The sequence below is a fragment of the Streptomyces sp. NPDC002958 genome, assembly GCF_055563255.1.
The window spans coordinates 83,518-109,824 of record NZ_JBVHDS010000001.1 but is presented as its reverse complement, the minus strand read 5'-3'; the positions used below and the strand labels follow the sequence as shown (position 1 = coordinate 109,824).

The window sequence follows — 26,307 nt, the reverse complement described above, 5'->3', positions numbered from 1 at the left end:
TTCGTCGGTCTTCGGAACGTGACAGCGAAACGGTTCGCTGTCACGTTGCGGACCCACCCCCTCGCCGGGGGTTAGCCGCGCGGATAGCGGGTCAGCCAGCCCGGTGCGGCGGCCGACGGGCTGTGCAGGGCCGGGCCCTGGGTCATCTCCATCGCGAAGTCGTCGGCGAGTTCCAGAAGGGTGGCCCGGCCCTCCAGTTCGGCGAGCCAGGCCGGGGGCAGCGCCGTCTCGCCGTGCAGCGCGCCGAGCAGCGCCCCGCACAGAGCCCCGGTGGCCGCGGACGGGCCGCTGTGGTTCACGGCCAGCCGCAGCCCGTGCCGTATGTCCTCGCCGACAAGGGCGCAGTACACGGCGACGGCAAGCACTTCCTCGGCCGCGTCCGTGGCGCCCAGCGACTCGATCAGGGCGGGTCCCGGGATGCCTTGGCGCACGGTGCCGAGGGCCTGCTTCAACGCCTCGGTGACCGGTTCGTGGCCCGGGCGCTCGGCGAGCAGGGCCAGGGCGTGCTGGACGGAACCGTCCAGGGTCTCGCTGCGGGCCAGCCCGTGCACGATGACGGCCAGGGCGCCTGCGGAGAGCAGCGCGGCAGGGTGGCCGTGGGTCTGGGCGGCGCATTCGACGGCGAGTTGAAGGACGAGTTGGGGCTCCCAGCCGACGAGCAGCCCGAACGGTGCGGACCGGGTGAGGGCCGCCGAGTCCCGCGCGGCGGGGTTCTTGGGCTTGTCGAGGGTGCCCATGGTGGTGTCCCCGAGCCCCGTCAGACACTCCCGGGTGGGGGCGCGCCGCTCGTAGAGCCACTCCTGCTGAGCGAGCCAGCCGTTGTCCTCGCGACGCTCGTCGGGCCCCCAGTCGTGCTGGGTGGCCGCCCACCGCAGATGGGCCCGATGCACATCGGTGGGCGGGTGCCAGGCGCCGGTGTCGCGGCGGACCTGGGCGCGGATCAGCCCGTCGACGGTGAACAGGGTGAGCTGGGTGACGGCGGTGACGGTGCCGCGCCCGCCGTGCGCGGGCACGAAGTCGGTGACGGCATCGGCGCCGTGAGCCGCCCGGATCTCTTCGAGCGAGAGCCCGTCGACACCCGCGCCCAGCGCGTCGCCGATGGCCCCGCCCAGCAGGGCGCCGCGCACCCGGCTACGGAAGTCCTGCTGCTCGGCACGGCCCCAGACAGCTGTGGTTCCTGTGCTCACCGTGCCCCTCCCGTTCGTTCACCGGCTTGCGACTGCGCAAGCACTGTAATCGAACGGGAAGAGCCGATTCAGGAGTGGAACGTTATGTACGGAGTCGCACTTCGGAGCACTTTTGAACGGTATTCCTCACGGTTTTCCTGGATGGGTTTCCTGGCCGGATTTCCGGTGCGGGATTCCGGAGATCGTTTCGGAGGAGGTTTCGGGAAGGATTCGGGGAGGTCTTTCCGCGGTCGGGATTCCTGAAGGTGATTCCGGGACGGATTGCGCGGTCAGTGGTCGGCGCAGCAGGGTGTGGGGTTCGGCTCCTCGAAGGGGACCAGTACACCGCCCGCGGCCGGCATGGCGGTGAGGACCAGTTCGCCCGCCTGCCAGACCGGCCGGACGTGATCACGCGTCATGAGTCGCTGGTCGGGGGCCGGTTCACCGGCCGATCCGAGCACCGTGACCCGGTCGATCGCGGAGGTCTCGAGGAGTTCCCCGACCGTCAGCGTGCCGTTGAGGGAGGACGCGCCGGGGAAGAGGACGGCCCGGCCCACCTCGTCGGGTGTTCCGGCCGTCACCTCGTACCCGTCCGCCGTGAGCCGGCGCGCCGGCTCCGCCGATGTCACCGTGAACGAGAGCACGACCCGTGGCCGGTCGCCGCGTACGAGGTGTGTGCAGCCGAACACGTCCTCGGTGAGGCCGAGGTCGGCTGCCAGTGACCGGAGGAGCCGGTCCGCGTCGCTCAGGGTCGTCGTCCCGGTGTCGATCCAGAATGTGTTCACGAAGGCAGGACCCACACGGGGTTGGAGTAGAACCACAGGTCGTTCCACGGGTCCGCGTCGCCGACGACGTCGACGGCCGGGCCCGCGGGGTCGACCGCCGCTCCCCGCAGGCCCGTCGCGGACCGGTTTCCGTCGGTGCCGCGCAGGCGGACGTACAGCGGGCGGTCGACGCGGCCGAGTTCGTACGTGAGCCGAACCCGTCCGGCGGACTTCCCGACCTCGTACGACTTCACCACCTTCGCCGTCGGTGCGGTGAAGGTGTCCTTGTCGGAGACCGTGCCCGTAACATCGCCCTGGATGACGTCGACCCGGGCCAGCTCGGGGACGAAGCCGGCCCAGTTCGTGGCTCCGGCGAGGGCGATGTCGACGGTGAGCGTCACCTTCGTGCCCTTCTTGACGTGCAGCGCGCCGCCGAGCGTGGCCCATCGGCTGCCACCCGAGACCCGGACGTCGAGCCCGCTGATGAGCTGGCCGTGGTCGACCCAGACGCGGCCGGCGCGGATGCCGTCCATGACTGCGGCGTAGTTGAAGCCGTCGGCGCCGACGTGGGTGCGGCTGTACTGGCCGGGCCAGTAATCGCCCTCGGTGAGGTCGATCCCGCCGCGGTAGACGGGGTCGGTGTGCTTGCCGTTGGCGAGGTAGTCGCTGTCCGGTCCGCCGCGCTTCGCGGTGTCCGTGTACACGTTGTGCGAGTCGGAGTTGGCGGTGATCCACCAGGGCTTGCCCTCGGCGAGGAGGCTGTCCCACAGGCCGCCGACGGTGGCGGTCATCCAGTCGAAGCCGCCCCAGGTGCGGTAGCTCTCCAGGGGGTACCCGGCGAAGGAGTTGGCGCCCGGGCTGCCGTCGTAGAGGCCGCGGGCGCGGCCCATGCCGACGGACTGCTCGATCCCGGCGGCCTGGTGGCCCGGTGCCCCCTCCATGCCCACGGCGATGCGGTGGCCGGCGGACGTGGCGTCGCGCCAGGCGCGGAGCTCGTGCGGCGTGTCGATGCCCTTGCGGGCGGGGTGGTTCGCCAGCATCAGGATGTCCTCGACCTTGCGGCGCTGGACCTGCTCGGCGAGGAAGTTGAGGCCCGCGACGGCGAGCGCCTCGTTCGCGGGTGTCGAGTCCGTCGCGTGCCGCACGCCGCCGTCGTAGGAAAGCTCGAACTGCTTGAGGACGGAGACCTCGTTCTTGCCCGGGTGGACGAACACGGTGCCATGCTCGGCGGCCGGGATGTTCCACTCCAGGCCCTGGAAGACGAGCGTGTCCGAGTACGCCTCCCGGGCCTCCTTGATGTCCGGGTTGACCTTCTCCACGCCGATCTTGGCGTGCGTCTCGTTGCCGTGGTCGGTGATGACCATCCAGTCGAGGCCGTGCCGGGCGCCCTGGCGGACCTGGTCGGCGACCCGGTACTTGCCGTCGTTGCTGTACTGGGTGTGGACGTGGTGGTCACCGGCCAGCCACAGGAAGTCGCCGCCCTTACGGCGTCCCTCGGCGGCGTACGCGGGTGTCGTGCCGCCCTGCGTGAGGATGCCGCCGGCGGCCAGGCCCGCACCCAGCAGGCCCGCGCGCCGCAGCAGGGTGCGGCGGGACTGCTGGGTGGGGGTCAGGGCCTCGTCGGGCACGGAGGTGTCGAACGCGGCGGGCAGCTCCGGACCTGCCTCGTGGCTGTGGTCGTGATGGTGGTGATGCCCGTGTCCGTGCCCGTGTCCCATGCCGGTCTCCTCAGTCCTGCGGCGCCATTGCGACCGCGTGAGGAGAATCGATGCGGAAGATGAACGTTGAATAACAACAGGTTAACCAAGGGGCATCTCGGACATGACGACTCGGACCGGCGCATTTCGCCGCCTCAACTGCCGGTAGAGCGCGCCCAGTTGAGGCAGCCCCGAGCGAGACCTGTGGTGGCCCCTCATGCGCTTCGGCTGGGGCCGTGCCCCCACGTGAGGTCTCGCGGGGGGCACGGACCCCGCCTGAACGCCTGCCGCGAGAGCTTCAGCTCGGCAGCACCGGCAGCAGCTCCGGCAAGTGGCCGTCCGACGCCGCGGCGGCCGTGACGCGCTCCTCGGGCACCTCCCCGTACAGCGTCGTACGCGGCTTCGCCGGCCTGCCCGCGAGCTCGGCGATGGCCATCAGGTCCTGGACGGAGCGGTACGAGCCGTAACCGGAGCCCGCCATCCGGGAGATGGTCTCCTCCATCAGCGTGCCGCCCAGGTCGTTGGCGCCCGAGCGCAGCATTTCGGCCGCGCCCTCCGTGCCGAGCTTCACCCAGCTGGTCTGGATGTTGGTGATGTGTGGGTGGAGCAGCAGCCGGGCCATGGCGGTGACGGCCCGGTTGTCGCGGTCGGTCGGGCCGGGGCGGGCGATGCCTGCCAGGTAGACCGGGGCGTTGGTGTGGATGAAGGGGAGGGTGACGAACTCCGTGAAACCGCCGGTCTCCTGCTGGAGGCGGGCCAGGGTCCTGAGGTGACCGAGCCAGTGGCGGGGCTGGTCGACGTGGCCGTACATCATCGTGGAGGAGGAGCGCAGGCCCACCTCGTGGGCGGTCCTGATCACCTCCAGCCAGGTCGCTGTCGGCAGCTTGCCCTTGGTGAGGACCCAGCGGACCTCGTCGTCCAGGATCTCGGCCGCCGTGCCCGGGATCGAACCGAGTCCGGCCTCCTTCGCGGCGGTCAGCCAGTCGCGGATGGACATCCCGGTGCGGGTCGCCCCGTTGACGACCTCCATCGGGGAGAAGGCGTGCACGTGCATGCCGGGGACGCGTTCCTTTACCGCCCGCGCGATGTCGAAGTACGCGGTGCCGGGCAGATCGGGGTGGATACCGCCCTGCATGCAGACCTCGACCGCGCCGACCTCCCACGCCTGCGCGGCCCGGTCGGCGACCTGGTCCAGGGACAGGGTGTACGCGTCGGCGTCCGTGCGCCGCTGGGCAAAGGCGCAGAAACGGCAGCCGGTGTAGCAGACGTTGGTGAAGTTGATGTTCCTGGTGACGATGTACGTGACGTCGTCGCCGACCACGTCACGGCGCAGGGCGTCCGCGATCCGGCACAGTTCGTCGAGCGCCGGGCCGTCCGCGTGAAGCAGGGCGAGGGCCTGGTCGTCGGTGAGTTTCGTCGGGTCGTCGGCGGCCTGGCCGAGCGCGGCCTTCACATCCGTGTCGATCCTGGACGGGACCATGCCGGGGGCAGCGGCTTCGCGCAGCGCCTCCCAGTCCCCGTACACCTCGTCGAAGTCGTCGCGGCGGTCGGTGGTGCGGCCCTGGGTGTCGATGGTGCGGTGCAGATCGGTGCGGCCGGTGGCGCCGAACTCCTCGTCGGGCTCCTGCCAGGGCAGGCCGGAGGGGATCGCCCCTTCGCGGGCCAGCCCCGTCTCCGGGTCGGCGAGGGCGCGGACGTGCGGGAGGAGGCGGGGGTCGAGCCAGGGCTCGCCGCGCTGGATGAACTCCGGGTAGATGGTGAGGCGCTCGCGGAGCGCGAAGCCCGACTCGGCGGTCTTCGCGGCCAGTTCGTCGATGTGGGGCCAGGGGCGTTCGGGGTTCACGTGGTCGGGAGTGAGCGGGGAGACGCCGCCCCAGTCGTCGATGCCCGCGCCGATGAGCAGCGCGTACTCGGCGTCGACGAGGTTCGGCGGGGCCTGGATGCGGGCGGACGGGCCGAGGATGTGCCGGGCGACGGCGATGGCCGCGGCCAGTTCCTCCAGCTCCGCGTCCGGCATGCCGCGCATCGCCGTGTCCGGCTTGGCGCGGAAGTTCTGGACGATGACTTCCTGGATGCCGTGGTAGGCGCGGGCGGTCCTGCGCAGCTCGAAGAGGGAATCGGCGCGCTCCTCGTACGATTCGCCGATCCCGATCAGGATGCCGGTGGTGAACGGGACGTTGGAGCGGCCCGCGTCTTCGAGGACGCGCAGGCGTACGGCCGGTTCCTTGTCCGGGGAGCCGTGGTGCGGGCCGCCCGGTTCGGACCACAGCCGGGTGGCCGTCGTCTCCAGCATCATGCCCATGGAGGGGGCGACGGGCTTGAGACGCTGGAGGTCGGTCCAGGTCAGCACGCCCGGGTTGAGGTGTGGGAGGAGACCGGTCTCCTCCAGGACGCGGATCGCCATGGCGCGTACGTACGCGAGGGTGTCGTCGTATCCCTCGGCCTCCAGCCACTCCCGCGCCTCGGGCCAGCGGTCCTCGGGCCGGTCGCCGAGCGTGAACAGCGCTTCCTTGCAGCCCATGGCCGCGCCCTTGCGGGCGATGCCCAGCACCTCGTCGGGTGACAGGAACATCCCGTGACCCTCGCGCCGGAGCTTGCCGGGGACGGTGACGAAGGTGCAGTAGTGGCACTTGTCGCGGCAGAGCCGGGTCAGCGGGATGAAGACCTTGCGGGAGTACGTGATGACACCCGGCCGGCCGGCGGCTTCGAGGCCGGCGTCACGCACCCGGGCGGCCGAGGCGGCGAGATCCGTCAGATCGTCACCTCGCGCCTGGAGCAGAACGGCGGCCTCGGTCGCATCGAGTGCGACACCGTCGCGGGCCCGCTTGAGAGCGCGCCGCATGGAATTGGTGGTCGGACGTCCGCGCTGAGGATCGGTCATGAACCCGAGCATACGAGCGAGGCCCGCGCCCGGGACCAGGGCATCTGCACGCGGAGCCCGGGCAGCTCCATCCGGCCCGAGCCGTATGCGTACCAGGAGTGAGCTGCGTCAGGCGGCCGAGGAGCGCCCACCCCGGCGATCCCGCCGGGCCCGCCGCGCTCGTGCGCGGTGAAGGAGAACGCCGAGGTGTCGCCGCCCAAATCAACGGTGAGCGAAGCGTCCAGGGCCTTGGCCAGCGCGTCAGGAAAGCCAGGGTCGGAACGGAGTCGCCACCCTCGATATTGGAGATCTGCGGCTGCGCCATCCCTGCGCGACCGCCAGTCGACTCACGCGCGGACACCGATTGAACACAAAATGCCTCTACGGCCATTCATCATGCGCGAAAGGGCACGAAGGGACGCCCGCACGCCCGCACCTCCGCGTACGCCACGTCCAACGCCTTACCGAAGCCCACCGCGCGCGCCCTCGCCCCGACTGCGCTGCATCCTCTCCCTTCCCACTCGGAATCCGTATGGTTTCTGCCATGCCCGAACTCCAACGCCTCCGCCTCGACCACGCCCCGGCCCTGTTCGCGTTCGAGCAGGAGAACCGCGCCTTCTTCGCCGCGTCGGTGCCGGACCGCCCCCGTTGCCTCCTGTCGACGTAGCCGCGGGTACCATCCCGCCCCGGTCCGCGCCTTCAGTGGCCGGGGCGAGCCATGCCTCAGGTCAGCGAGCCATGCCGCAGGTCAGAACTTCCAGGCGGGGTCGTTCGCGATCTTCAGCATTTCGGTGGTGTCCAGCTGCGGCTGCGACCGCGTGTTGCGCGCCGCCTTCGCGTCCGGCCGGCCGGTCCACTGCTGAAGGGTCACCGTTCGGCCGTCCTTGCGCAGCACCCGGACGTACCAGGACGGCTGTCCGTCCCGGGGCAACCGCAACGTCACGGCCTCCGCCCGTGCACCGTCGGCGAGTTCGACCACCTGACAGTCGCTCGCCGGGGCGGTGTCGCGCGCAGCCGGTGCGCCCGGCCGGGGTGCGACCTTCGGCATCTTGATGCTCGCGCAGAGCGGCACCTGTGGGCTCTTGGCCGTGTATTCCGCTCCGCCGACGAACTCCACCGGGCCGGTGCCGCTGTCCCACTGCACGCGGTAGGTCCGGCCGGGGAAATCTCCCTCCCGGACGGTCGCCTTTCCCGGCGGGAGCAGCCCGATCAGGGTGTCGGCGAGCTGCTTGCTGCTCCACCGGGTCGTGTGCTGGGTTCCCGCCCCGAAGGCGTCGGGCCGCAGGGTCTTCGGCGCCGCGCTGTCGGCCGCTGCGGGCACCAGCGGGCCGACGAGCGGGTCGGCCGCGGCCGACGGGGTCGCGCCTGGGCCGGCGCCGGGCGTGACCAGTGCCAGGGCGGCCACCGCCGCCCCCGCGGTCAGGCCCGCTCCGGCAAGTGCTCCGCGGCGGCGGACGAGGGTGCGCCGTCCGGCCGCGACCGCCGTGTCAACGCTGGTCCGCAGAGGTGGCTCGTCACGGAGCCCGGCCTCGAGAAGAGTCTTGACATCGTGGTTGTTCATCGCAGTACGACCTTCCTTCGAGTGGAATCGGCTGGAGGGGCGAACACCCCGAAAGTGTCGGAGTCCGCGTCGTCTCCCAGGAGGGAACGCAGCCGGGCCAGTGCCCGCGCGGTATGGCTCTTCACCGTGCCGGTGGAGCAGCCCATGGCCGCGGCGGTCGCGGCAATGTCCAGGTCGGCCCAGTAGCGCAGCACCACCACCGCCCGCTGCCGCGGCGGCAGGACAGCCAGCGCCGCGCGTACCTGGAGCCCCAGTGCCGGGTCCGCACAGGGCTCGGCGCGGTCGGGCAGTACGCAGGAGGGCTGTTCGCGACGCCAGCGCCGCCGCATGTGGTCGACGCAGGCCCGGGTCAGTACGCGGTGGGCGTACGCCTCCATGTTCCGTATCTGGCGCCGCCGCCCCCACACGGAGTACAGCTTCGCCAGTGCCGTCTGCGTGATGTCCTCGGCGTGGTGCCAGTCACCGCACATCAGGTAGGCGGCGCGGCGCAGGTGCACCAGCCGCTCCTGGGCGAAGCCGCGGAATTCCTCCAGGTCACCGGTACGCAATGCGTGCCTCCGTTCGTCTCTGCCCCCTTCGACGGAGCGGGCCGGGTGCGGGGATGTCACGAGCTGTCAGATCTCTCCGAATATTTTTCTGACGCCCCGTGACCTCCCCGCGCCCGGCCCGCTCCGTCGTTCCTGTCGAGACATGGAGATGACCGGCGCCCGCGTCCGGAGCCTTGGCCCCTGCGATACGGGCGGACGCTCCCGCGGGGCCGCGCGATTGAGAGGACACGTATGCGAGGCATACGTACGGCAGGCCCACCGACCGCCGTCGTGCTGGGCGCACTGCTGATCGGTACGGCGGCCGCACCACCCGCCGGGGCGGCCCCGTCCCGCGCGGCCACGGCGGCCGGGGCGGGGTCAGTGGTGCAGATGACGCTCATCACGGGCGACAAGGTCACCGCCCGGGTTGGCACCGACGGCACGGTGTCCGTGGTCACGGTACGACCCGGCCCCGGGCGCGAGGACATCGCGTTCACCCAGCAGGGCTCCGGCGGTTCGGTGTCGCTGGTGCCGCAGGACGCGGTGGCGCCGCTGCGCGCCGGACACTTGGACCCGCGACTGTTCGACATCACGGGGCTCGTGGCCCAGGGATACGACGACGCCCACAGTTCGCAATTGCCGCTGATCGTCACCTACGACAAGGAAGCCGACGGGAGAGCCGCTCCGCAGCCGCCGGCCGGGGCACCGTCCGTGCGCGCCCTGGCGAGCGTGCACGGCGCCGCGCTGCGGGCCGACAAGAAGCGGGTGTCCCAGGTCTGGAAGGAGTGGGGCCCCGCCGCGTCGAAGCGGAAGTCGGCGGCCGCTCTGGCCCCGGGCGTGGCCAAGCTGTGGCTCGACGGCAAGGTCGGCGCCAGCCTGGACCGCAGCACTGCCCAGGTCGGTGCGCCGCAGGCATGGAAGTCCGGCTGGACCGGGAAGGGTGTGAAGGTCGCGGTGCTGGACACCGGCATCGACTCCACGCACCCCGACTTCTCCGGCTCGATCGGCGAGTCGGCGGACTTCACGCAGGGCAACGGTGCCATCGGCGGCGCCGTCTCCGACGGCGACGGTCACGGCACGCACGTGGCCTCCACCGTCGCCGGTGACGGCACCGCGTCCGACGGCCGCTACCGGGGCATGGCCCCCGACGCCGAACTGCTGGTCGGCAAGGTGCTGGACGACAACGGCGGCGGGCAGGAGTCGTGGGTCCTCCAGGGCATGGAGTGGGCCGCGGCGCGGGCGCCCATCGTCAACATCAGCCTGTCCGGCGCCGTCACCGACGGAACCGACCCTCTCTCGCAGGCCGTCGACAACCTCTCCGCGAGCCACGGCACGCTGTTCGTCGCGGCGGCCGGCAACCGCGGACGCCCCGGTACGGTCAGCACGCCCGGTGCGGCCGATGCCGCACTGACCGTGGGCGCCGTCGAACGCAACGACGCGCTCGCCGGCCTGTCGAGCCAGGGGCCGCGCCTGGGCGACCACGCGGTCAAGCCCGACCTGACTGCGCCGGGCATCGGCATCGTCGCGGCCCGCGCAGCCGGCACCGACGGCAACAACACAGTCAACGACCGCTACACCGCCCTGTCGGGCACCTCGATGGCCACGCCGCACGTCGCCGGCGCCGCCGCGCTGCTCGCCCAGGCCCACCCGGACTGGAAGGGGCCGCAGCTCAAGGCCGCACTGACCTCCTCGGCAAAGCCGATCGCCGGGCAGGGGGCGTACGAGCAGGGCGCCGGACGCCTGGACACGGCGCGGGCCACCGCCCAGAGCGTGTTCGCCACCGCCGAGGACACCGGCGTGTACTTCACCGACCCGAAGGCCACCGAGCCGGTCACCCGCACCCTCACGTACCACAACACCGGCACGGCGAAGGTCTCCCTCACCGTGACCGCCACCACCACCGACCGGGCCGGCGAGCCGGGACCGAAGGGTCTGCTCACCGTGTCGCCGACCGGTCTGACCGTCCCCGCCGGGGGCACGGCCCAGGCCACGGTCACCATCGACCCGGGCGCCGCGGCGGCCGGCACCTCCTTCAGCGGACGTCTGACCTCGACCGCCGAGGATGGCACCGTTGTGGCCGGCCCGGCCTTCGCGGTCACCAAGGAGGCCGTACACCACCAGGTCACGGTCGAGGCCGTCGACCGCAACGGTGCACCCCTCGGCCCGGGCTCACGCGAACAGGGCTTCTCCTCCGTACAGTTGACGAACCCCGCCGACGGACGGACGTTCGACCTCATCTTCGACGATGGCACGGCCACCGCACGCGTGCCGGAGGGCCGTTACAACCTCGGCGGCACCCTGGTCACTCCCGGGACCGACGACGCCCCACCGACGTCGACCATGTTCCTCCAGCCCGAGCTGGACATCCGCCAGGACAGCAAGCGCACGGTGGACGCCCGGCAGGGCAAGCCGATCACCGTCGCCGTCCCGGACCCCAAGGCACAGCCCTACTCACTGTCGGCCGGCTACTGCTACCGCCCGGCCGAGGACAAGACGTGCACGGACCAGGGCGCCCTGCTCGGCAGGCCCGGACGGCTCTACGTCGTACCCGGCAAGCAGGTGTCCGACGGCACGCTCGACTTCTACGTCCGCAGCATCCAGAACGGCGCGCAGGCACCGAAGGGACGCCTGCCCGACCGCTACGACCTGCTGCTGCTCACCACCGGCTCCTTCCCCGACCCGGCCTTCCGCCTGGCCCGCGAGGACCTGGCCGCCGTCAAGAACGACTACTACGCGCAGGGGCCCGGTACCGCCGGCAGCACGTCCAGCTGGCCCACCGAGTCCGGTCTGGGCGGGATGAGCATCGTCGAACCGGACTTCGCGCTGCCCGCAGCACGCACCGAGTACATGACCGTACGCGGCCAGCAGCGCGAGACGTACTTCAGTCAGCAGGTCGGCGAGGGTGGCGAGTACGCACCGCTGCCCGTAACCCAGATCGGCATCGTCTCGTGCACGGCCGGCAGCACCTGCGCCGACCGATGGAACGCCGCCGTCATCGGCCCGGGCCTGGCGCCCGTCAGGAACGACGCGCCGTCGTTTCGCCGCACCAGTGACGGCACCATCAGCGCGGAACCGCAGCTGTTCAGCGACGCGGCCCCCAGGCACTACGGCGGCCCGATGCCCGAGTGGCTGCAGGACACCGTGCACATCACCCTGGCGAAGAACGGGCAGCAGCTCGGCTCCAGCGACTCCCCCAAGGCCACCTTCGCCGTCCCCGAGGACGCGGCCACCTACCGGCTGACCACCCGGGCCACCCGCGAGGAGCCGTGGACGTCGCTGTCGACGACAGTGGAGACGGCATGGACCTTCCGCTCCGCGGCGGTCGCACCCGGCCCCGACGGCGCGGTGCGCACCGATGCGTTGCCACTTGATGTCGTACGTTTCATCGCCCCCGTAGACACCACCAACCAGACCGCCCGGACCAAGCACACACTGACCGCACGGGTGGAACGGCAGGCCGGCGCCGCGGTATCCCGGACGAAAAACCTCACCGTGCAGGTCTCCTTCGACGACGGCGCGACATGGCAGGACGCCCCGGTCACCCCGGACGGCGCCGCGAGCCACCGCGTCACCATCACCCCGCCCGCAGGGTCCGGCTCCTTCGTCTCCCTGAAGGCCACGGCACGCACCACCGACGGCGGCACCGTGGAACAAACCATCCTGCACGCCTACCGCCTGGCCCCCTGACCGCGGCAAACCGCCCCGGACAACACACCTTCCACTCTCCGAGCCGCCCCGGCAGACACTCACGCTGTTGGCGAATTCAGATGTTGGGCCTGGCGCGAGCTGAAGCTCGCGCCTGTGCGGATGTCGCGCGGCGGAACCCGGTCGGCCGGGTCCCGCCGCGTGAGACCTACCGAAAACCTGCAAGGAACATGGCGGGCGAGCCGACTACTCCACGAAACGCCAAGTGACGTCGATCATCCCCTGGTCGAGGGAGGCGAGCGCCTGGTATGCGGCGCGCGTCAGATCGAGGCCATACATTTCCGTAGTCGGGCTTGCGTCAAGGACCGTCGCGGTTATGGACTTTCCGTTGTGCGTGACTACGACCTTCCTTCCGCACTGAGGAGACGGGGACTCGCCGGATTCGAACATGCGGTGGTCGAGCGCAACAACGAAATCGCTGTCCCTGATGGCTTGGCCGCACGCCCCCGGCACCCCGTTGGAGCTGAAGAAACTCGCTGCTCCGCTGTAGCCCTGCGACGGCTGTTCCGGTGACTCGCCCTGCTCCGGGGGCGGTGCCGTTGTCCTGCTCTGCTCCGGGGACGGCGTCGTTGTACTGCCCGGCCCCGAAGGTGGTGCCGTTGTGCTGCCCGGTTCCGGGGCGAGAGTGGAACGGAGTGACTCGGTCAGGGTGGGTGCGGGGTCCGGCTGCCCTGAAGCGCTCGATGCCGGGATGGGGGTGCCGGTGTCCTCCGAGGCGGAGGCGGTGGCGACGGTGATCACGGCAGCGGAGCCGACGGCCAGCAGTGTGGCCGCCGCGATTTTGGCGATCTTTGCTCTCAACGTTCCTTCTCTGAATGTCACATTCGGGACGGCGCGTGTTCAAGGCATTCGTGGCGGGGGGGTGCCACGAAGTTTCCTCGCAACCACGCCACCGCGACGCTCGCCCGTATGGGCCGACGATCGCAGCGGCCCCATGATGACCAAGCCCGCTGATGCTCCGCTGACGCCCCGCTGACGTTCGGCAACAGGCCGGGAACTCCGCACACGTGTCCCAGGGCGCCACTTGCCCGGCACCGCCTTCATCACGCTCTTCGCGATCGGTGCACCCAGCCGACCACCAGAGATGTCGGACCGCCGTTGCGCAGGTGACCGGATACCCGTGACGTGGCCACCGGCCGGCATCACAGCCCATGTGTCACGTTGCCCTGACGCGGGGCGTCGGCCACTTCTGGGCGTCCACCCATGCGCTGTACGGGGTCCAGGGGACGGTGGGGAACTGCGTACGCAGCGCCTCCAGGTCCACCTGGTAGCCGGTGTCCGCCAGGTAGCCGTACATGGCGAACATGTCGGGGTTGGTGGTGCGCAGGTCCGCCAGCGGCGTCTGCCGGAACGCGACCGCACCGCCCGCGGCCCGTCCGATCTCCTCGGCCATCCGGACCGGCGTGGGATCGTCGCCCGCCACCTCGATCCGTTGCCCGATCCAGCGGTCCGGATCGGCCACGACCTCGGCCACGACCCGGCCAAGGTCCTGCCGTGCCACCTGCTGAAGGGGCGTGTCGCCGGGAAGCGGCATGGTGAGGAGGCCGGCGGCAACCTCGTCCAGCGCGCCCAGCGCGTTGTCGTAGAAGTAGGTCGGTGCCACCACCGTCGCCGGAAGTCCGGAGCCGGCGAGCAGTTCCTCGATCCTGGCCTTGGTCTCGAAGTGCGGGATGCCGGTGCCACGGTCCGCACTGGCGACGGAGGCCAGCACCAGATGCGGCAGTGCGACGCCCTCGGCGGCCCGTACGATCGCCGCACCCTGGGCCACCTCCGCGTCCAGACCGTCCTGGAACGGCGTGGTCACGGCGAACGCGGCCGTCGCGCCCAGGAACGCCTCGGCGAGCGAGCCCGCGTCGAACAGGTTCCCGGGGACGACCTCCGCTCCGGCCGCCGCCAGCGCCCTGGCCCGCCCGCTGCCGGGATCACGCACCACGGCGCGCACGGCACGCCCCGCCTCCAGCAGGGCGGCAGCCACCGCGCCGCCCTGGCCACCGGTCGCTCCGAGTACCACGATGGACATGAGGTCTCCCTGGTCGACGGATACGGGTCCATGCTGACCAGCGGCGGCCGGACCTGCCACCGGAAGGGGCCCGGGCGGCGGGCGTCGACGCTGCCGCGTATCCGTCTCAATGATGACTGGCAAGCAACTCGACCCAGACCGTTTTGCCTACGAGTCGGTCGGTGACTCCCCAGGACGTGGCCAGCGCCTCGATCAGGTTCAGGCCGTACCCGGACTCCGCGCCACTCGTCAACACACACCGCTGCGGCCCCCGCTCACCCAGTGCGTCCGACACCTCGATACGGAGCGTGCCCGCAAGGCTGAGAAGCCTGAGTTCGAAGTCCCGCCCTCTCACGTGCCCGTGCAGCACCGCGTTAGCCGCCAGTTCAGCGACGACCAGGGCGGCATTGTCGGAGAGCTCGCTCCCGTACGGCAGGCCCCACTCGTCGAGTTGATGGACAGCGAGCCGGCGGGCAAGCCGTGCCCCGCGGCGGGTGGCGCTGAACCGTTGGACGAACTCGGCGCTCACATGGGTGATTTCGGCGTTCATGTGACTCAGCGTGTCCGGTCCCTCGTACGCTGACCAGGAGTGACACCACGACGCCGAGTAGCTGTACGGGCACGCCCGGTCGGCTGTACGGGGCGTCGGCCGTGGCGGACAGAGAGCGGTGCGGGGTAGATGGCGAACGCGGAACGTGAGGAACGACCGGAGCGACCGGCCGAGTCGGACGGGACGGCGCACCTGTTCAGGGCGCTGGGCAAGCAGATCAAGGTGCTGCGCGAACGCGCGGGCCTGAGCCAGAGGGATCTGGGCCTGGCGGCGCACTGCGGCGAGGACCTGATCTCAGCGATGGAACGGGGTGTACGGACACCTCAGCCGGACTTCCTGGGCCGCGCGGACCAGGTGCTGGACGCGGGCGGGGTGCTGCGAGCAGCGGTCGATGAGGTACGAGAGGCACTGTCACGGTCACGGACGCGGCACCCGGACTGGTTCCGGGATTTCGCCGGGTGGAAGCCGATTCCGTGGCGCTCCACGAGTACAGCAACCAGGCAATTCCCGGTTGCTCCAGACAGAGGAGTACGCGCGAGCGGTGTTCACGAAGCGCCGCCCCTTGCTGGACGAGCAGATGGTGGAGAAACGGGTCGCGGATCGACTCGCCCGCCAGCAGATCTTCGAACGCTGGCCCGCACCGACATTCAGTTTCGTGGTGGAGGAGGCGGTTCTTCAACGCCCACTCGGCGGACGTACCGTCCACATCGGCCAACTGCGTAGGCTGAGCCAGATCGGCCGAATGCGAACGGTAGAACTTCAGGTGATGCCAATCGATCGAGACGAACATCCCTCGATGGATGGCCCATTCACCCTCCTCACCCCCAAGGGCCGTAGCGAGGCGGCGTACACGGAGATCCAGGGGCATGCCCGCCTCATCACCGATCCAGACGAGGTCCGCTTGTTCAACGAGCGCTATGGAATCACGCGGGCGCAGGCTCTCAGCCCCAGGGAGTCCTTGACGCTGATCGAGAAGATGCTGGGAGAGCGATGAACACCGAGCAACTGCACTGGTTCAAGAGCAGCTACAGCGACGGCGAAGGCGGCAACTGCATCGAGGTCGCCTACGACTGGCACAAGAGCAGCCACAGCGGCGGCGAAGGTGGAACCTGCGTCGAAGTCGCAATCTGCCCCACCACGATCCACATCCGCGACTCCAAGGACATCCAGGGTCCCCACCTCGACGTCGCCCCCGCCACCTGGTCCGCCTTCGTCTCGTACGCGCGTCAGGGCTGAGCGCGGCCCGATCCGCCTGGCACACCTGGTCCCGCACCGGATCGCGACAGCCGCGACCCGGTGCGCCGCGACCCGGTGCGCCGCGACCCGGTCGACCGCGTCGCGGCGGCCCCCGACGAAGCCCTTCCCGGCGGCCGCATCCGCGCATGCCCGACCGCAGCCGAGGACCGCGGCACCTCCCCATCGCATGACCGCCGGCCCCACCTCCCAACTGGATTGCCGTGGCAGGGCAGTCCAGCACTCTGCGCGGCGCAGTGAGCTCCCGGCGCCTCCCGGCCAGGGCGTTTCCCTGGCCGGGAGGGCACTCGCGTGTGTCAGCCCGCGGGGGAGTCGCTGACCTTGCCGAGCGGGCTGATCCGGATCGGCCGGTTGGTGCTCTGGGAGTCCGGGTTCTCGACCGGGAGGGAGCCTGCGGGCCAGGCGATGGTGACGGTCTTCGTCTCGTTCGGCGGAGTCACCAGGATCTTGGACACGCGCACGCCGGAGCCGCCGGTGTTGTTGACCGGGAACGTGATGTTGAACGCGGCGGACTCGCCGTCCTTGAGGACGTCGGACCGGGGCTTGTCGTCGTTGCGTTCCACGGACATGGTGTCGCCCGATGCCATCTTCAGGTCGACGCCGGCGAAGCCGCTGATGGTGCAGTCGCGGCCGCCGCCGTTCTTGAACTGGACGGTGACGACGCCCTCCTCCTTGTCGGTCGTGTTGTCGGTAGCGCTGACCTCCAGCTCGTCGCTGCGGCAGATGCCGACCGACTGCTCGTTGGAGCCGGTGCCGGCGAGGGTGCCTTCGCCGCCCCCGTTGCCGCTGTTGCCGTCGCTGCCGTTTCCCTTGCTGCCGCTGGAGCTCTGGTCCGAGTCGCCGCTGCCGGTGCCGGCGTTCCCTCCCGTCGAGGCGCTGGAAGAGGAGCCGGCGGGCGCCGCGTCCGTGCTGCCGTCGCCGCCGTTGCAGGCGGTCAGAGCGAGGGCGCTGACCAGCGTGAGGCCGGCGAGGAAGGTCGCGCTGGTGTGAGTGAGCTTCATGGGTTCCCCCGTGGTGTGCGTGGTGGCGATTCGGGGCCGGTTCGGCGTACTCCGTCCGGCTCGGCAACAGACAATCCGTTCCAGGAACGCGAGGACAAGCGGGAGCGGGGCATCCGGGACGCCGGGACGCCGATACGGGGTTTGACCTGCGAGAACGACCACGCCCTGGAACGCGGCGATGGGATGCCCCGGTGGCACCCGCGCCCCTTGGAGGGGCAGCCGGAGGCGGCCCGTTCGTCCCGCATGCGGTCGCTCGGCCACGCGGGCGGGCTGACTCCGGCGCACCGGCTGGAAGGTCCGGACACCGTGGTCTTCGACGACATGCGCAAGCTGCCGACACTCTTGGTGGGAATCTGACTCCCGATCAACTCGGTTCCTCGCACGTGAGGCACGTCAGGGTGACCGCTACTCTTTCCTTCCCCTGCCGCGAGGCGGGGAGAACAGGGGTGGGACATGCGAAGAAAAATCATTGTGGCCTCCGTGGTCGCGGCAGTGGCCGCTGGGGTCGCGGTGGCGCCGGCCGCTCACGCGGAGGGGCGGGGTGACATCCGGGTCACCAAGACCGTCGTGAACGGTGGCGGCAATGTGATCGTCGGGGTCAAGAACGTCAAGCGGTTCCCGATCACCATGACGATCAAGGACAACTCGGGGGTGAAGGGGGTCGCCGATGTGTCCGCGTACAACACGACCAATGGTTATGGGCCGGTCGATCACCTCGGCACGACGTGCAAGAAGGTCAGCACGACGACGTCCGTGTGCACCGCGACGATGGAGATCGACCCAACCTGGATCGACTCGTACGGAAGCGGCAACGAGGGCTGGGACGCCAACGCGGTCGCGGGGAACTGGCAGGTCAACGCCACGGTCCGGGCCAATGACCGCGACTACTGGATCTCCGACCGCATCGCGCTGTTCAAGGTGAAGCGCGCCGCGACCCTGACCACGGACGCCGCGCCCGAGCCGGTCAGGAAGGGGGGCACGCTGACCGTCACCGGAAAGCTGTCGCGGGCCAACTGGACGGACCTCAAGTACCACGCGTTCACCAAGCAGGTGGTGAAGCTGCAGTACAAGAAGCCCGGCGGCTCGTACAGCACCGTGAAGACGGCGACCACGGACAGCAAGGGGCATCTCCGCGCGACGGTGAAGGCCACCGCGTCGGGCAGCTGGCGCTGGGCGTTCCTCGGTACGACCACGACCATGAAGGTCGTCTCCACCGGCGACGCCGTCACGGTGAAGTGACCTCGCGGCGGGCCGGAGAACGGCCCGCCGACGGGTCACCGTTCCTCGTGCACCGGCCGCTGCCGTCCGAGGAATCCCCCGGTTTGCCGCGCCACCCCGGACACGGTCACAGATACTCGGCGTACGCGTCCAGCGCCCGCAGTACCTCCATCTCTCCCGCCGGGGGCAGTTGGAGGACGACCTCCTCGATGCCCAGGTCCGCGTAGTGCGCCAGCTTTCCCGGGCTCGGGAGTACCGCGTAGGGGACCACCTGGAGCTGCTTCGGGTCGCGGCCGGCCGACTCCCAGGCCTCGCGCAGCTTCGGTACGGACTCCGTCAGGCCTCGGCCGCCGATCGGGAGCCAGCCGTCGGCGTACTGCGCGATGTGCGCGAACAGCTTCGGGCCTGCCGCGCCGCCGATCAGGGTGCGGGGGCCGTTCACCGGGCCACGGGGCGCCTGGACCGGCTTCGGGTACGCGTTGCTGGCCCGTACCGAGCCGAACTCGCCTTCGTACGCCGTCGGTTCGTCCGACCACAGGGCACGCATCAGGGCCATTCTGTCGCGGACGAGTTCCCGGCGCGTCGACCAGTTCACCCCGTGGTCCGCGGCTTCCTCGACATTCCAGCCGTAGCCGAGGCCCAGCGTGAACCGGCCGCCGGAGAGATGGTCGAGGGTGGCGATCCGCTTCGCCAGGTCGATCGGGTCGTGCTGGGCGACGAGCGTGATGCCGGTGCCGAGGGCGAGGCGTTCGGTGACGGCGGCGGCCTGGGCGAGGGCAACGAAGGGGTCGAGGGTGCGGCCGTACTCGGGCGGGAGTTCGCCGCCCGCCGGGTAGGGGGTGTCCCTGCTCACCGGAATGTGGGTGTGCTCGGGCAGGTAGAGCCCGGCGAACCCGCGTTGTTCGAGCTCGCGGGCGAGCCGCAGCGGCGTGATGGTCTCATCGGTAAGGAAGATCGTTGTGGCGATCCGCATAGAGGACACCTCCGTCGTGATCCGGTATGCGCCCCAACGTATGCCGTCGCATGCCGTGCGGTGCGGAATGGGCTGCTCGCCTCGGTGGACGGGCTGCGCTTCGTCGTCCCCGTCCGCACCGTCAGCGCGGCGCCGTCGCCGAAGTACTTCGGGTTCAAGCGCGGCATCACCTGGCTCAACGCCGTCAACGACCAGGTCGCGGGCATCGGGCAGATGGTCGTGCCCGGCACTCCGCGCGACTCCCTGCACATCCTGGACGCGCTGCTGAACCTGGACCGCGGCGTGAAGCCGGAGATGGTGGCCACCGACAACGCCTCGTACTCCGACATGGTGTTCGGCCTGTTCAAGATCCTCGGCTACAACTTCAGCCCCAGGTTCCGCGACTTGGACGACCAGCGGTTCTGGCGGGCCACGATGCCCGGCGTCGAAACGGGCAGCTACGGCGCGGTGGAGGACCTGGCCCGCAACCGGGTGAACCTGAACAAGGTGATCACGCACTGGCCGGACATGCTGAAGGTCGCCGGTTCCCTGGTCACCAACCAGGTCCGCGCCTACGACCTGCTGCGCATGTTCGGACGCGACGGCCGCCCGACCCCGCTGGGCGCCGCGTTCGCGGAGTACGGGCGGATCGCCAAGATCGAACATCTGCTGCACGTGGTCGACCCGGTCGACGACACCTACCGGACGAGGCCGGGATCGAGGACCCGGTCGTCTTCGAGGAGGAGTCTGGCACTTCCAGCCGCCTACACCCGCTTGAGCGTCCGAAGTTCGGCGACCTGCTCACCTATGCACGGCCGGGTGACACCGTGCACACCTCCGAAATGTTCCGCCTGGTGCGCGGCACCCGGCACATCCTTGACGTGCTCGACGTCCTGCACCGCGACCGGCTCGCGCTGCGCATCCACGACGGCGCGTTCTCCGGCATGGACCTCACCGCCCGCCACCCGCGCACCGGCGAGCTGCTGTCCACCGTGAAGTTCATGGTGCAGACCCTCGCCGCCGCCGGCGAACTCCAGCGCGGTCTCCAACGCGAGCTGACGTACGACGGGCTGCGGGCCGCCGAAGCCAAGGGCAACAAGGGCGGACGCCGCCCCGTCCTCGCGGGCGACACGGTCACCGACGTACGGGCCGCCTACCTGGAGGGCCAGTCCATCGCCGCGCTGGGCCGCGAGTACAGCGTCAGTCGCGGCGCCATCCGTACCGCCGTCGCCGACCTCCTGCCCGAGCACGTCGCCGCCGCCGAACCCGTCCCGGCCCCGGAGTTGCCGGTCACCCTCGACATGCCGGGCAAGGTCGCCGACTTCCTCCGCACCACCGAGTTGGAGCCCGCCCAGCAGGCCGCGCTCGACCAGGGGGCGACCGTACGGCGCGGCCAGGGCTACACCCTGCGCGTGACCGCCGTCCTCGCGGTGCACCACCAGCTCCTCGCCCGCTGCCAGCCGCTCGACGGCGCCCAGGGCGTCCCTGCGGTCCCGGCACAGCGCAAGGCCCGCCGTGAGTACGAGAACCGGGTCAGCGCATTCACAGGCTGACCATGATCGTTCTCAGCGCCAACCGCTGTACCGATGTTCCAACCGCCGCGTGACCAGCGGTCTGGCTTCGGCTGATCACGGACCAGCGGCGATGGTGCGCTGGACCGAGCCGCTGCGCGTCACGCTGTCCGGCTTCGGCGGGCAGCGTGATACCGACGCCAGAACTTTCGTTTCCGGTCGGGGAGTTGACGGATTGAGGTGGGTGCCTGGACATAATTCGCAGGTGTGCGGCAATGGTAAGGACCTATTCTGCCCGTCATGATCGACTGGAAGAGCGTAGAGGCCGCCGACTGTGCCGTGCCCGCCGACCGGCCCATGGACGACCTCGTCCGCAAGCTGTCCCGCGCGCTGGCGGATCCCGATCCACTGGTCCGGGACGGCGCGCCCCACACCGTCCTCGCGACCTGGATCGCCCGAGGCGTGATCGGGAGGTCCCGGCGGCTGGAGCTGGGCGACGAGATGGCCGACCGGTTCACCGACCCACGGGTCGAGGCCCGCACCTTCGCCCCACTCGTGCTCGACATGCTGGTGACCGCGGGGGACTTCAAGGCCAGCTGGGTGGACGCGTTCGAGCGCTGGTACCCGGCCGAGCGGGATCTACGCGGGCACGACGAGACGCTCGGCTGGCTGCACGCGGTGGCCCACGGTGCGGACCTGCTCGCCGGCTTCGGCTGCCACCCCGAGGTGGCGCCGGTGCGGATGCTGGACCTCGCCGCCGCGCGGCTGACGGCGCCCACCGACCACGTCTACGACCAGCTGGAGGACGACCGCCTGGCCCGGGCGATCGCCCGGGTCCTCACCCGCACCGACCTGAGCGAACGCGACACCGTCGGCTGGCTGGACCCGATCGCCGACCGCTTCGGGGCCGGCCGCATCAGCCTCCCGGTGCCCGCCCACATCAGCAACTGCCTGCGCACCCTGCGCCTGCTCTACATCCTCGCCGACCGGGGCGTGCGCCCCACCAGCGAACTGCCCGCACAGCCCCTCTACCACCGCGACGCGTTCAAGTCCGCCATCGCCACCGTCCTCGACCGGATCGTCAGACGCTGACCGACCACATCCGGTCCGGCTGGGCAGGCCGGCGCGCACGCCCACCGCAGACGATGAGGCTGGCACTGGTCGCGCACACCGGCCACCTCCTCAAGGAGAGCGGCGGGACGCGGAGCCGTACGCCGCTGGCGATCACACAAGGTAACCAGTCGGTCGGACTCCTCGGAGAACTGGCGACGGTTTAATACGAGAGCCCACCAGTACCAAGGCCGTTCTCGCTCCGCACGTCGCGCAGTCCATGGTGGTGTGCGCGGGGTGCATGAGGCGCACATCGCGCCCGTGCTTGCGGCCCATCTCGATCAGGGCCGTCTTGGTGGCGCCGATCGCCGCATCGGCGGCTTTGCGGGCCATGGTGGTCTTGGCGAGGAACTTCGGTCGGAAGTCTTCGACGGCGATGGCGTCGTGGTCGCGCACGACGCGCTTGGCCCACTTGCGGGCCGTGTCCTGCCGCTGCCGGGCGATCTTCGCGTAGACCTTGGCGCGCGACTTCTTCGCCTCACGGTGGCCTTTCGAGGAAGCCTGGCCTTTCTTCGGCTTGCGGCGCGCCACCATCTTGTCGTACCGGGTCAGCTTTGCCTGAGCCTTGCGCCCGTGCTGCGGGTGGGGCAGGTCGTGGGCGTCGGATGTGGTGGTGGCCTTCTCCTTCACGCCCCAGTCCACGCCGAGGACGGCGCCCGTCTTTGGAAGGGGCTGGACTTCGGTGGCGACGACGAACGAGCAGTACCAGTGGCCCACGGCGTCCTGGTATACGCGCACCGAGGAGGGGGCGGCAGGCAGTTCGCGGGACCCCACCACTGTCAGGCTGATGCCGCCCGCGAGGCGGAGGCGGCCGTCCTTCAGCCGGAACCCGCGCTGCGTGTAGTTCAGCGTGGGCAGCGCCTCGCGCTTCTTCTTCGGCCGAGGCATCCCGGCGCGCTGCCGCATGGGCAGGCGTTTGTCGATGTCCTTCAGTGCCTTGGAGCGGGACTTGGCGAAGTCCCGGATGATCTGCTGCTGCGGCACCGAGGCGCCCTCAGCCAGCCACGGCGTGCGGGCACGGGTGTCGGTCAGCATCTTGTCGAGCTGGGCCGGGCCGCACGTCAGCCTGCCGGCGGGGTGCTTGCGGTTGTGGGCGTGCACGGTACGGGACTTGGCGACGCATTCGTTCCACACCCAGCGACAGCGGTCTCACTCGGCGAGCAGGGCGGCGCGGGCGGTCGACGACACGCGAAGCCGGTAGGTGTACCGGGCGTGCCTGGCGCCCTCTCCCATAACTGCGGTGTCGCCATGCCACCATTCTGCCACTAAAGTTTCGGTCATGGATCACGAAGTGCGCATCACACTCCGCCTGCCCGTCGACCTGCACGAGTGGCTTGTCGCTCAGGCCAAGTCGGCCCGCAGGTCCCTCAACTCCGAGATCCTGCACCGGCTCGAGGTCGGGCGCGGCGACGTCTCGGCAGACGACCAATCACCCTGACGGCGATTACTCTTTGTCTTCCCTGCTCCGCAAGGGGCCGATTCCTCCCCGGGCCGAAGGCCGGGGCATCCTCGGAGGTACCCGGTGAGCTTCGCCGACGCCGCGACCGGGGACGACGCCCCGGACCGGACCAGGACCGTGCGCGGCACTCTGCCGACCGGGTCGCCCGACTTCGTCTATCTACCGGTCGAAGTACCGCGCGGAGTGCGGGAGATAGCCGTCTCGTACACGTACGAGAAGACGCCCGTCCCGGCCGGGACCCAGGGCAACGCCCTCGACATCGGCATCTTCGACGAGCGCGGCACGGAGCTGGGCGGGCGCGGGTTCCGGGGGTGGTCCGGCGGGGCGCGCAGCAGCTTCTTCATCCGGGCGGACGAGGCGACGCCCGGCTACATCGCGGGTCCGGTACGGGCCGGGACCTGGAACATCGCCCTCGGGCCGTACACCGTCGCCCCGGAAGGGCTCCCGTACGAGGTGACAACCACCCTGCGCTTCGGGCCCACCGGGTCCACGCCGAAGCCGGTGTATCCGCCGGAGCGGGCGAAGGGGCGCGGGCGCGACTGGTACCGCGGGGACTGTCACCTCCACTCCGTCCACTCGGACGGCAAGCGCACCCCGGCGGAGATCGCCGCCGCCGCACGCGCGACCGGGCTCGACTTCATCAACAGCAGCGAGCACAACACGTACTCCGCGCACAGCGCGTGGGACGGGCTGTGGGGTGACGATCTGCTCATCCTCACGGGCGCGGAGGTCACCACCCGCAACGGGCATGTGATCGCGCTCGCCACCGACCCGGGAACGTTCGTCGACTGGCGCTACCGGGCCCGCGACAACCGGTTCGGGCACTACGCGAAGGCTGTGCGCCGGGCCGGTGGTCTGGTCGTGCCCGCTCATCCGCACGCCACCTGCATCGGCTGTCACTGGAAGTTCGGCTTCGGCGAGGCGGACGCGGTGGAGGTGTGGAACGGGGCGTACACCCCGGAGGACGAGATCGCCCTCGCCGAGTGGGACAACTCCCTTGTGGCGGCGGTCCGTACGTCGAAGCCGTGGGTTCCGGCGATGGGCAACAGCGACGCGCACCGGGAGCCGGACAAGGTGGGGCTGCCGCAGACCGTCGTCCTCGCTGACGAGCTGTCGCGCGAGGCGATCGTGGCCGGGACCGGGCCGGGCGCTCCTACATCGCCGAATCGTCCGCCGTCACCCTGTCCTTCGGCGCCTCGGGCGGGCGCGGCCTGCATGCGGGGATCGGTGAGCGGCTGCGGGTGGACGGCGACGACACCCCGGTCACCGTACGGCTGGAGGTGACCGGGGCACCCGGCTGCACCGCGCACTTCGTCACCGACCAGGGCACGCTGTTCACGGCCACGCTGCCGGAGTCGGGGACGGGGACGGTTCAGTGGCGCACGACGCCCGTGTACGCCGCCTATGTACGGGCCGAGGTCCGGCATCCGGCGACGGTGCCGGGGCTGCCGGGGGCACTGGCGGCGCTCACCAATCCGGTGTTCCTGGAGGGTTAGGGCGCCGGCGCGGGGAATGAACGTCTCGGCGTCAAGATATTTGATATCGAGATACCTTCGGTCCGCCCCGGCGTCCCGCCCCTGTGCGCTTCGCCGCCGGGGGCGTCACAGTGGAAGGGGGACACCGGGCGGGCCTGCCGGAGGAGGTGTCCGGATGGATATGACCGGCGAAAACGACGACCGGCTCCGGGACTATCGCGGCAAACGGCATTTCGACGCGGATTCGGAGCCGCACGGCGACGGCGGGCGGACGGGCGCGGCGCCCTGCTTCGTCGTTCAGATCCACCAGGCGCGGCGCATGCACTTCGACTTCCGGCTGGAGGTCGGCGGCGTGCTGAAGTCATGGGCGGTGCCTCGCGGACCTTCGGAGGACCCGCGCGAGAGGCGGCTGGCCGTCCCCACGGAGGACCACCCGCTGGAGTACCGCACGTTCGAGGGAGTCATCGCGAAGGGCGAGCACGGCGGCGGAACAGTGATCGTCTGGGATCAGGGCACCTACCGGCCGCTCAGCCACGACCGGTGGGGCGCACCGGTGCCGTTCGAGCAGGCCCTGGAGGACGGGCACGCGACCTTCTGGCTCGACGGGACCAAGCTGCACGGCGAGTTCGCCCTCACCCGCTTCAAGGGAGGCGGCGAGAGCGATGTCCCGGGCGGGGAGATATGGCTGCTGATCAAGGCCAAGGACGGGCGCGCCACCCATGACGGGCCGGGCACACCCGACCCGTACCGGGCACGTTCGGCCCGTACGGGGCGAACCCTGCAGCAGGTCGCCGCCGAGGAAGGGGGCGGGGCCTCGTGACTGCCCGCAGGACCGTGGAAGTCCTTCTCAGCCGTTACGGCACCACCTATGCCGCCGAGGCGGGCATCCGGCTGCGGAACACACCGCAGCCGCTGTACCAACTGCTCGTGCTCAGCGATCTGTTGAGCGCCCGCATCCGGGCGTCCGTGGCGGTGGCGGCGGCACGCGCGCTGTTCGCCCACGGCATGCGGTCCCCGGACCGGATGATCGGGTCGACATGGCAGCAGCGTGTCGACGCGCTGGGCGAGGGCGGCTACCGGCGCTACGACGAGCGGACCGCCACCCAGCTCGGCGACGGGGCGGAGCTCCTGCTGGTCGAGTACGGGGGCGATCTGCGGCGGCTGCGCAAGGAGGCCGACGGCGACCTGGACATCCTGCGGTCCGGGCTGCGCAGGACCCCGGGCATGGGGCCGGCCGGGGCGGACATCTTCGTGCGCGAGGTGCAGGCCGTGTGGCCGGAGGCGGCACCGTTCCTGGACGGGAAGGCGCTTCAGGGCGCCGAGAAGCTGGGGCTGCCCGCCTCGCCGGCCAAGCTCGTCCGGCTGGCGGAGCAGGCCGAGCCGGCCGACGACCGCGGGCCCGCCGTGCTCGCGGCGGCCCTGGTGCGCGCCGCACTGGACCAGCACATCGTGGACGACGTCGTCGGAGCGGGGGCCTGAGGGAGCGGCCGGCAGGAGC

21 protein-coding genes and 5 pseudogenes are annotated in these 26,307 nt (G+C 70.6%); 13 read left to right on the top strand and 13 right to left on the bottom strand.

The features are described from left to right. Nucleotides 1-71: 71 nt before the first annotated feature. The 4 genes from ACZ3IC_RS00535 to ACZ3IC_RS00520 all read right to left on the bottom strand — a co-directional run bounded on the left by ACZ3IC_RS00535 (nucleotide 72) and on the right by ACZ3IC_RS00520 (nucleotide 6,508). Entirely contained in the window at nucleotides 72-1,187 is a 1,116-nt protein-coding gene (locus ACZ3IC_RS00535; RefSeq protein WP_467411210.1) for an ADP-ribosylglycohydrolase family protein, read from the bottom strand. Nucleotides 1,188-1,456: 269 nt separating this feature from the next. After that, complete coding sequence (locus ACZ3IC_RS00530; RefSeq protein WP_467411208.1) at nucleotides 1,457-1,951, bottom strand: hypothetical protein; 495 nt, start codon at nucleotides 1,949-1,951, stop codon at nucleotides 1,457-1,459. Next, nucleotides 1,948-3,648, bottom strand: coding sequence for a PHP domain-containing protein (locus ACZ3IC_RS00525; RefSeq protein WP_467411207.1), 1,701 nt, complete (start codon nucleotides 3,646-3,648; stop codon nucleotides 1,948-1,950). Before ACZ3IC_RS00525 ends, ACZ3IC_RS00530 begins: the two co-directional genes overlap by 4 nt. A gap of 277 nt (nucleotides 3,649-3,925) precedes the next feature. Beyond that, nucleotides 3,926-6,508: a bifunctional FO biosynthesis protein CofGH gene (locus ACZ3IC_RS00520; RefSeq protein WP_467411206.1), complete on the bottom strand. Its 2,583-nt coding sequence runs from the start codon at nucleotides 6,506-6,508 to the stop codon at nucleotides 3,926-3,928. Between the two features lie 523 nt (nucleotides 6,509-7,031). Between ACZ3IC_RS00520 and ACZ3IC_RS00515 the strand changes: the two are divergent. Continuing rightward, nucleotides 7,032-7,130: pseudogene (locus ACZ3IC_RS00515) on the top strand (GNAT family N-acetyltransferase); the annotation flags it as partial. 105 nt (nucleotides 7,131-7,235) lie between these two features. Here the strand turns inward: ACZ3IC_RS00515 and ACZ3IC_RS00510 are convergent. Together ACZ3IC_RS00510 and ACZ3IC_RS00505 are read right to left on the bottom strand one after the other, a co-directional pair. Beyond that, nucleotides 7,236-8,048, bottom strand: a complete 813-nt coding sequence (locus tag ACZ3IC_RS00510) for a hypothetical protein (RefSeq protein ID WP_467411204.1) — start codon at nucleotides 8,046-8,048, stop codon at nucleotides 7,236-7,238. Beyond that, the gene (locus tag ACZ3IC_RS00505) at nucleotides 8,045-8,596 is read right to left on the bottom strand and encodes a SigE family RNA polymerase sigma factor (protein ID WP_467411203.1); all 552 of its coding nucleotides are present in this window, start codon (nucleotides 8,594-8,596) and stop codon (nucleotides 8,045-8,047) included. Before ACZ3IC_RS00505 ends, ACZ3IC_RS00510 begins: the two co-directional genes overlap by 4 nt. Nucleotides 8,597-8,827: 231 nt before the next feature. Here ACZ3IC_RS00505 and ACZ3IC_RS00500 point away from each other — a divergent pair, with 231 nt between their 5' ends. Beyond that, a complete protein-coding gene (locus tag ACZ3IC_RS00500; RefSeq protein ID WP_467411201.1) occupies nucleotides 8,828-12,262 on the top strand; it encodes a S8 family serine peptidase in 3,435 nt (1,144 codons plus the stop codon). A 204-nt stretch (nucleotides 12,263-12,466) separates the two neighbouring features. On the opposite strand, the gene ACZ3IC_RS00495 is transcribed toward ACZ3IC_RS00500, so the two are convergent. From ACZ3IC_RS00495 to ACZ3IC_RS00485, 3 genes are all read right to left on the bottom strand, one after another. Continuing rightward, on the bottom strand, nucleotides 12,467-13,081 hold the full coding sequence (locus ACZ3IC_RS00495) for an RlpA-like double-psi beta-barrel domain-containing protein (RefSeq protein WP_467411200.1): 615 nt from the start codon (nucleotides 13,079-13,081) through the stop codon (nucleotides 12,467-12,469). A gap of 355 nt (nucleotides 13,082-13,436) precedes the next feature. Next, complete coding sequence (locus tag ACZ3IC_RS00490; protein ID WP_467411198.1) at nucleotides 13,437-14,300, bottom strand: NmrA family NAD(P)-binding protein; 864 nt, start codon at nucleotides 14,298-14,300, stop codon at nucleotides 13,437-13,439. A 106-nt stretch (nucleotides 14,301-14,406) separates the two neighbouring features. After that, a complete protein-coding gene (locus ACZ3IC_RS00485) occupies nucleotides 14,407-14,829 on the bottom strand; it encodes an ATP-binding protein (RefSeq protein ID WP_467411197.1) in 423 nt (140 codons plus the stop codon). A 129-nt stretch (nucleotides 14,830-14,958) separates the two neighbouring features. Between ACZ3IC_RS00485 and ACZ3IC_RS00480 the strand changes: the two are divergent. Beyond that, nucleotides 14,959-15,823: pseudogene (locus tag ACZ3IC_RS00480) on the top strand (helix-turn-helix domain-containing protein). Then, nucleotides 15,820-16,065, top strand: a complete 246-nt coding sequence (locus tag ACZ3IC_RS00475; protein WP_467411195.1) for a DUF397 domain-containing protein — start codon at nucleotides 15,820-15,822, stop codon at nucleotides 16,063-16,065. Before ACZ3IC_RS00480 ends, ACZ3IC_RS00475 begins: the two are co-directional and overlap by 4 nt. Before the next feature lie 314 nt (nucleotides 16,066-16,379). Here ACZ3IC_RS00475 and ACZ3IC_RS00470 read toward each other — a convergent pair whose 3' ends face one another. Next, on the bottom strand, nucleotides 16,380-17,084 hold the full coding sequence (locus tag ACZ3IC_RS00470; protein WP_467411194.1) for a DUF4232 domain-containing protein: 705 nt from the start codon (nucleotides 17,082-17,084) through the stop codon (nucleotides 16,380-16,382). 141 nt (nucleotides 17,085-17,225) lie between these two features. Between ACZ3IC_RS00470 and ACZ3IC_RS00465 the strand changes: the two genes are divergently transcribed. Both ACZ3IC_RS00465 and ACZ3IC_RS00460 read left to right on the top strand, forming a co-directional pair. Further along, nucleotides 17,226-17,441 carry a hypothetical protein gene (locus tag ACZ3IC_RS00465; protein WP_467411192.1) on the top strand — a complete coding sequence of 72 codons (216 nt, stop codon included), beginning with the start codon at nucleotides 17,226-17,228 and terminating at the stop codon, nucleotides 17,439-17,441. A 96-nt stretch (nucleotides 17,442-17,537) separates the two neighbouring features. Continuing rightward, nucleotides 17,538-18,323, top strand: a complete 786-nt coding sequence (locus tag ACZ3IC_RS00460; protein ID WP_467411190.1) for a hypothetical protein — start codon at nucleotides 17,538-17,540, stop codon at nucleotides 18,321-18,323. A gap of 106 nt (nucleotides 18,324-18,429) precedes the next feature. Here ACZ3IC_RS00460 and ACZ3IC_RS00455 read toward each other — a convergent pair whose 3' ends face one another. Continuing rightward, complete coding sequence (locus ACZ3IC_RS00455) at nucleotides 18,430-19,275, bottom strand: LLM class F420-dependent oxidoreductase (RefSeq protein ID WP_467411189.1); 846 nt, start codon at nucleotides 19,273-19,275, stop codon at nucleotides 18,430-18,432. 66 nt (nucleotides 19,276-19,341) lie between these two features. Here ACZ3IC_RS00455 and ACZ3IC_RS00450 point away from each other — a divergent pair. From ACZ3IC_RS00450 to ACZ3IC_RS00440, 3 genes and pseudogenes are all read left to right on the top strand, one after another. Further along, nucleotides 19,342-20,007 (top strand): annotated as a pseudogene (locus ACZ3IC_RS00450) (Tn3 family transposase); the annotation flags it as partial. Continuing rightward, on the top strand, nucleotides 19,971-20,807 hold the full coding sequence (locus ACZ3IC_RS00445) for a recombinase family protein (protein ID WP_467412067.1): 837 nt from the start codon (nucleotides 19,971-19,973) through the stop codon (nucleotides 20,805-20,807). The pseudogene ACZ3IC_RS00450 and the gene ACZ3IC_RS00445, both read left to right, overlap by 37 nt. Nucleotides 20,808-21,065: 258 nt before the next feature. Next, nucleotides 21,066-21,857, top strand: a complete 792-nt coding sequence (locus ACZ3IC_RS00440) for a DUF2785 domain-containing protein (protein WP_467411188.1) — start codon at nucleotides 21,066-21,068, stop codon at nucleotides 21,855-21,857. A 210-nt stretch (nucleotides 21,858-22,067) separates the two neighbouring features. Here the strand turns inward: ACZ3IC_RS00440 and ACZ3IC_RS00435 are convergent. Continuing rightward, nucleotides 22,068-23,009, bottom strand: a pseudogene (locus ACZ3IC_RS00435) (RNA-guided endonuclease InsQ/TnpB family protein); the annotation flags it as partial. Nucleotides 23,010-23,024: 15 nt separating this feature from the next. Next, nucleotides 23,025-23,156, bottom strand: a complete 132-nt coding sequence (locus tag ACZ3IC_RS00430; RefSeq protein ID WP_467411186.1) for a hypothetical protein — start codon at nucleotides 23,154-23,156, stop codon at nucleotides 23,025-23,027. On the opposite strand from ACZ3IC_RS00430, the gene ACZ3IC_RS00425 reads away from it, so the two are divergent. The 4 genes and pseudogenes from ACZ3IC_RS00425 (at nucleotide 23,155) to ACZ3IC_RS00410 (ending at nucleotide 26,288) form a co-directional block, all read left to right on the top strand. Beyond that, a complete protein-coding gene (locus tag ACZ3IC_RS00425) occupies nucleotides 23,155-23,313 on the top strand; it encodes an Arc family DNA-binding protein (RefSeq protein ID WP_467411185.1) in 159 nt (52 codons plus the stop codon). The two genes, ACZ3IC_RS00430 and ACZ3IC_RS00425, sit on opposite strands and share 2 nt — an antisense overlap. 84 nt (nucleotides 23,314-23,397) lie before the next feature. After that, a pseudogene (locus ACZ3IC_RS00420) lies at nucleotides 23,398-24,830 on the top strand (CehA/McbA family metallohydrolase). 160 nt (nucleotides 24,831-24,990) lie between these two features. Then, a complete protein-coding gene (locus tag ACZ3IC_RS00415) occupies nucleotides 24,991-25,629 on the top strand; it encodes a DNA polymerase ligase N-terminal domain-containing protein (protein ID WP_467411183.1) in 639 nt (212 codons plus the stop codon). Continuing rightward, a complete protein-coding gene (locus ACZ3IC_RS00410) occupies nucleotides 25,626-26,288 on the top strand; it encodes an endonuclease (RefSeq protein WP_467411182.1) in 663 nt (220 codons plus the stop codon). Before ACZ3IC_RS00415 ends, ACZ3IC_RS00410 begins: the two co-directional genes overlap by 4 nt. The last annotated feature ends 19 nt before the right edge of the window (nucleotides 26,289-26,307 follow it).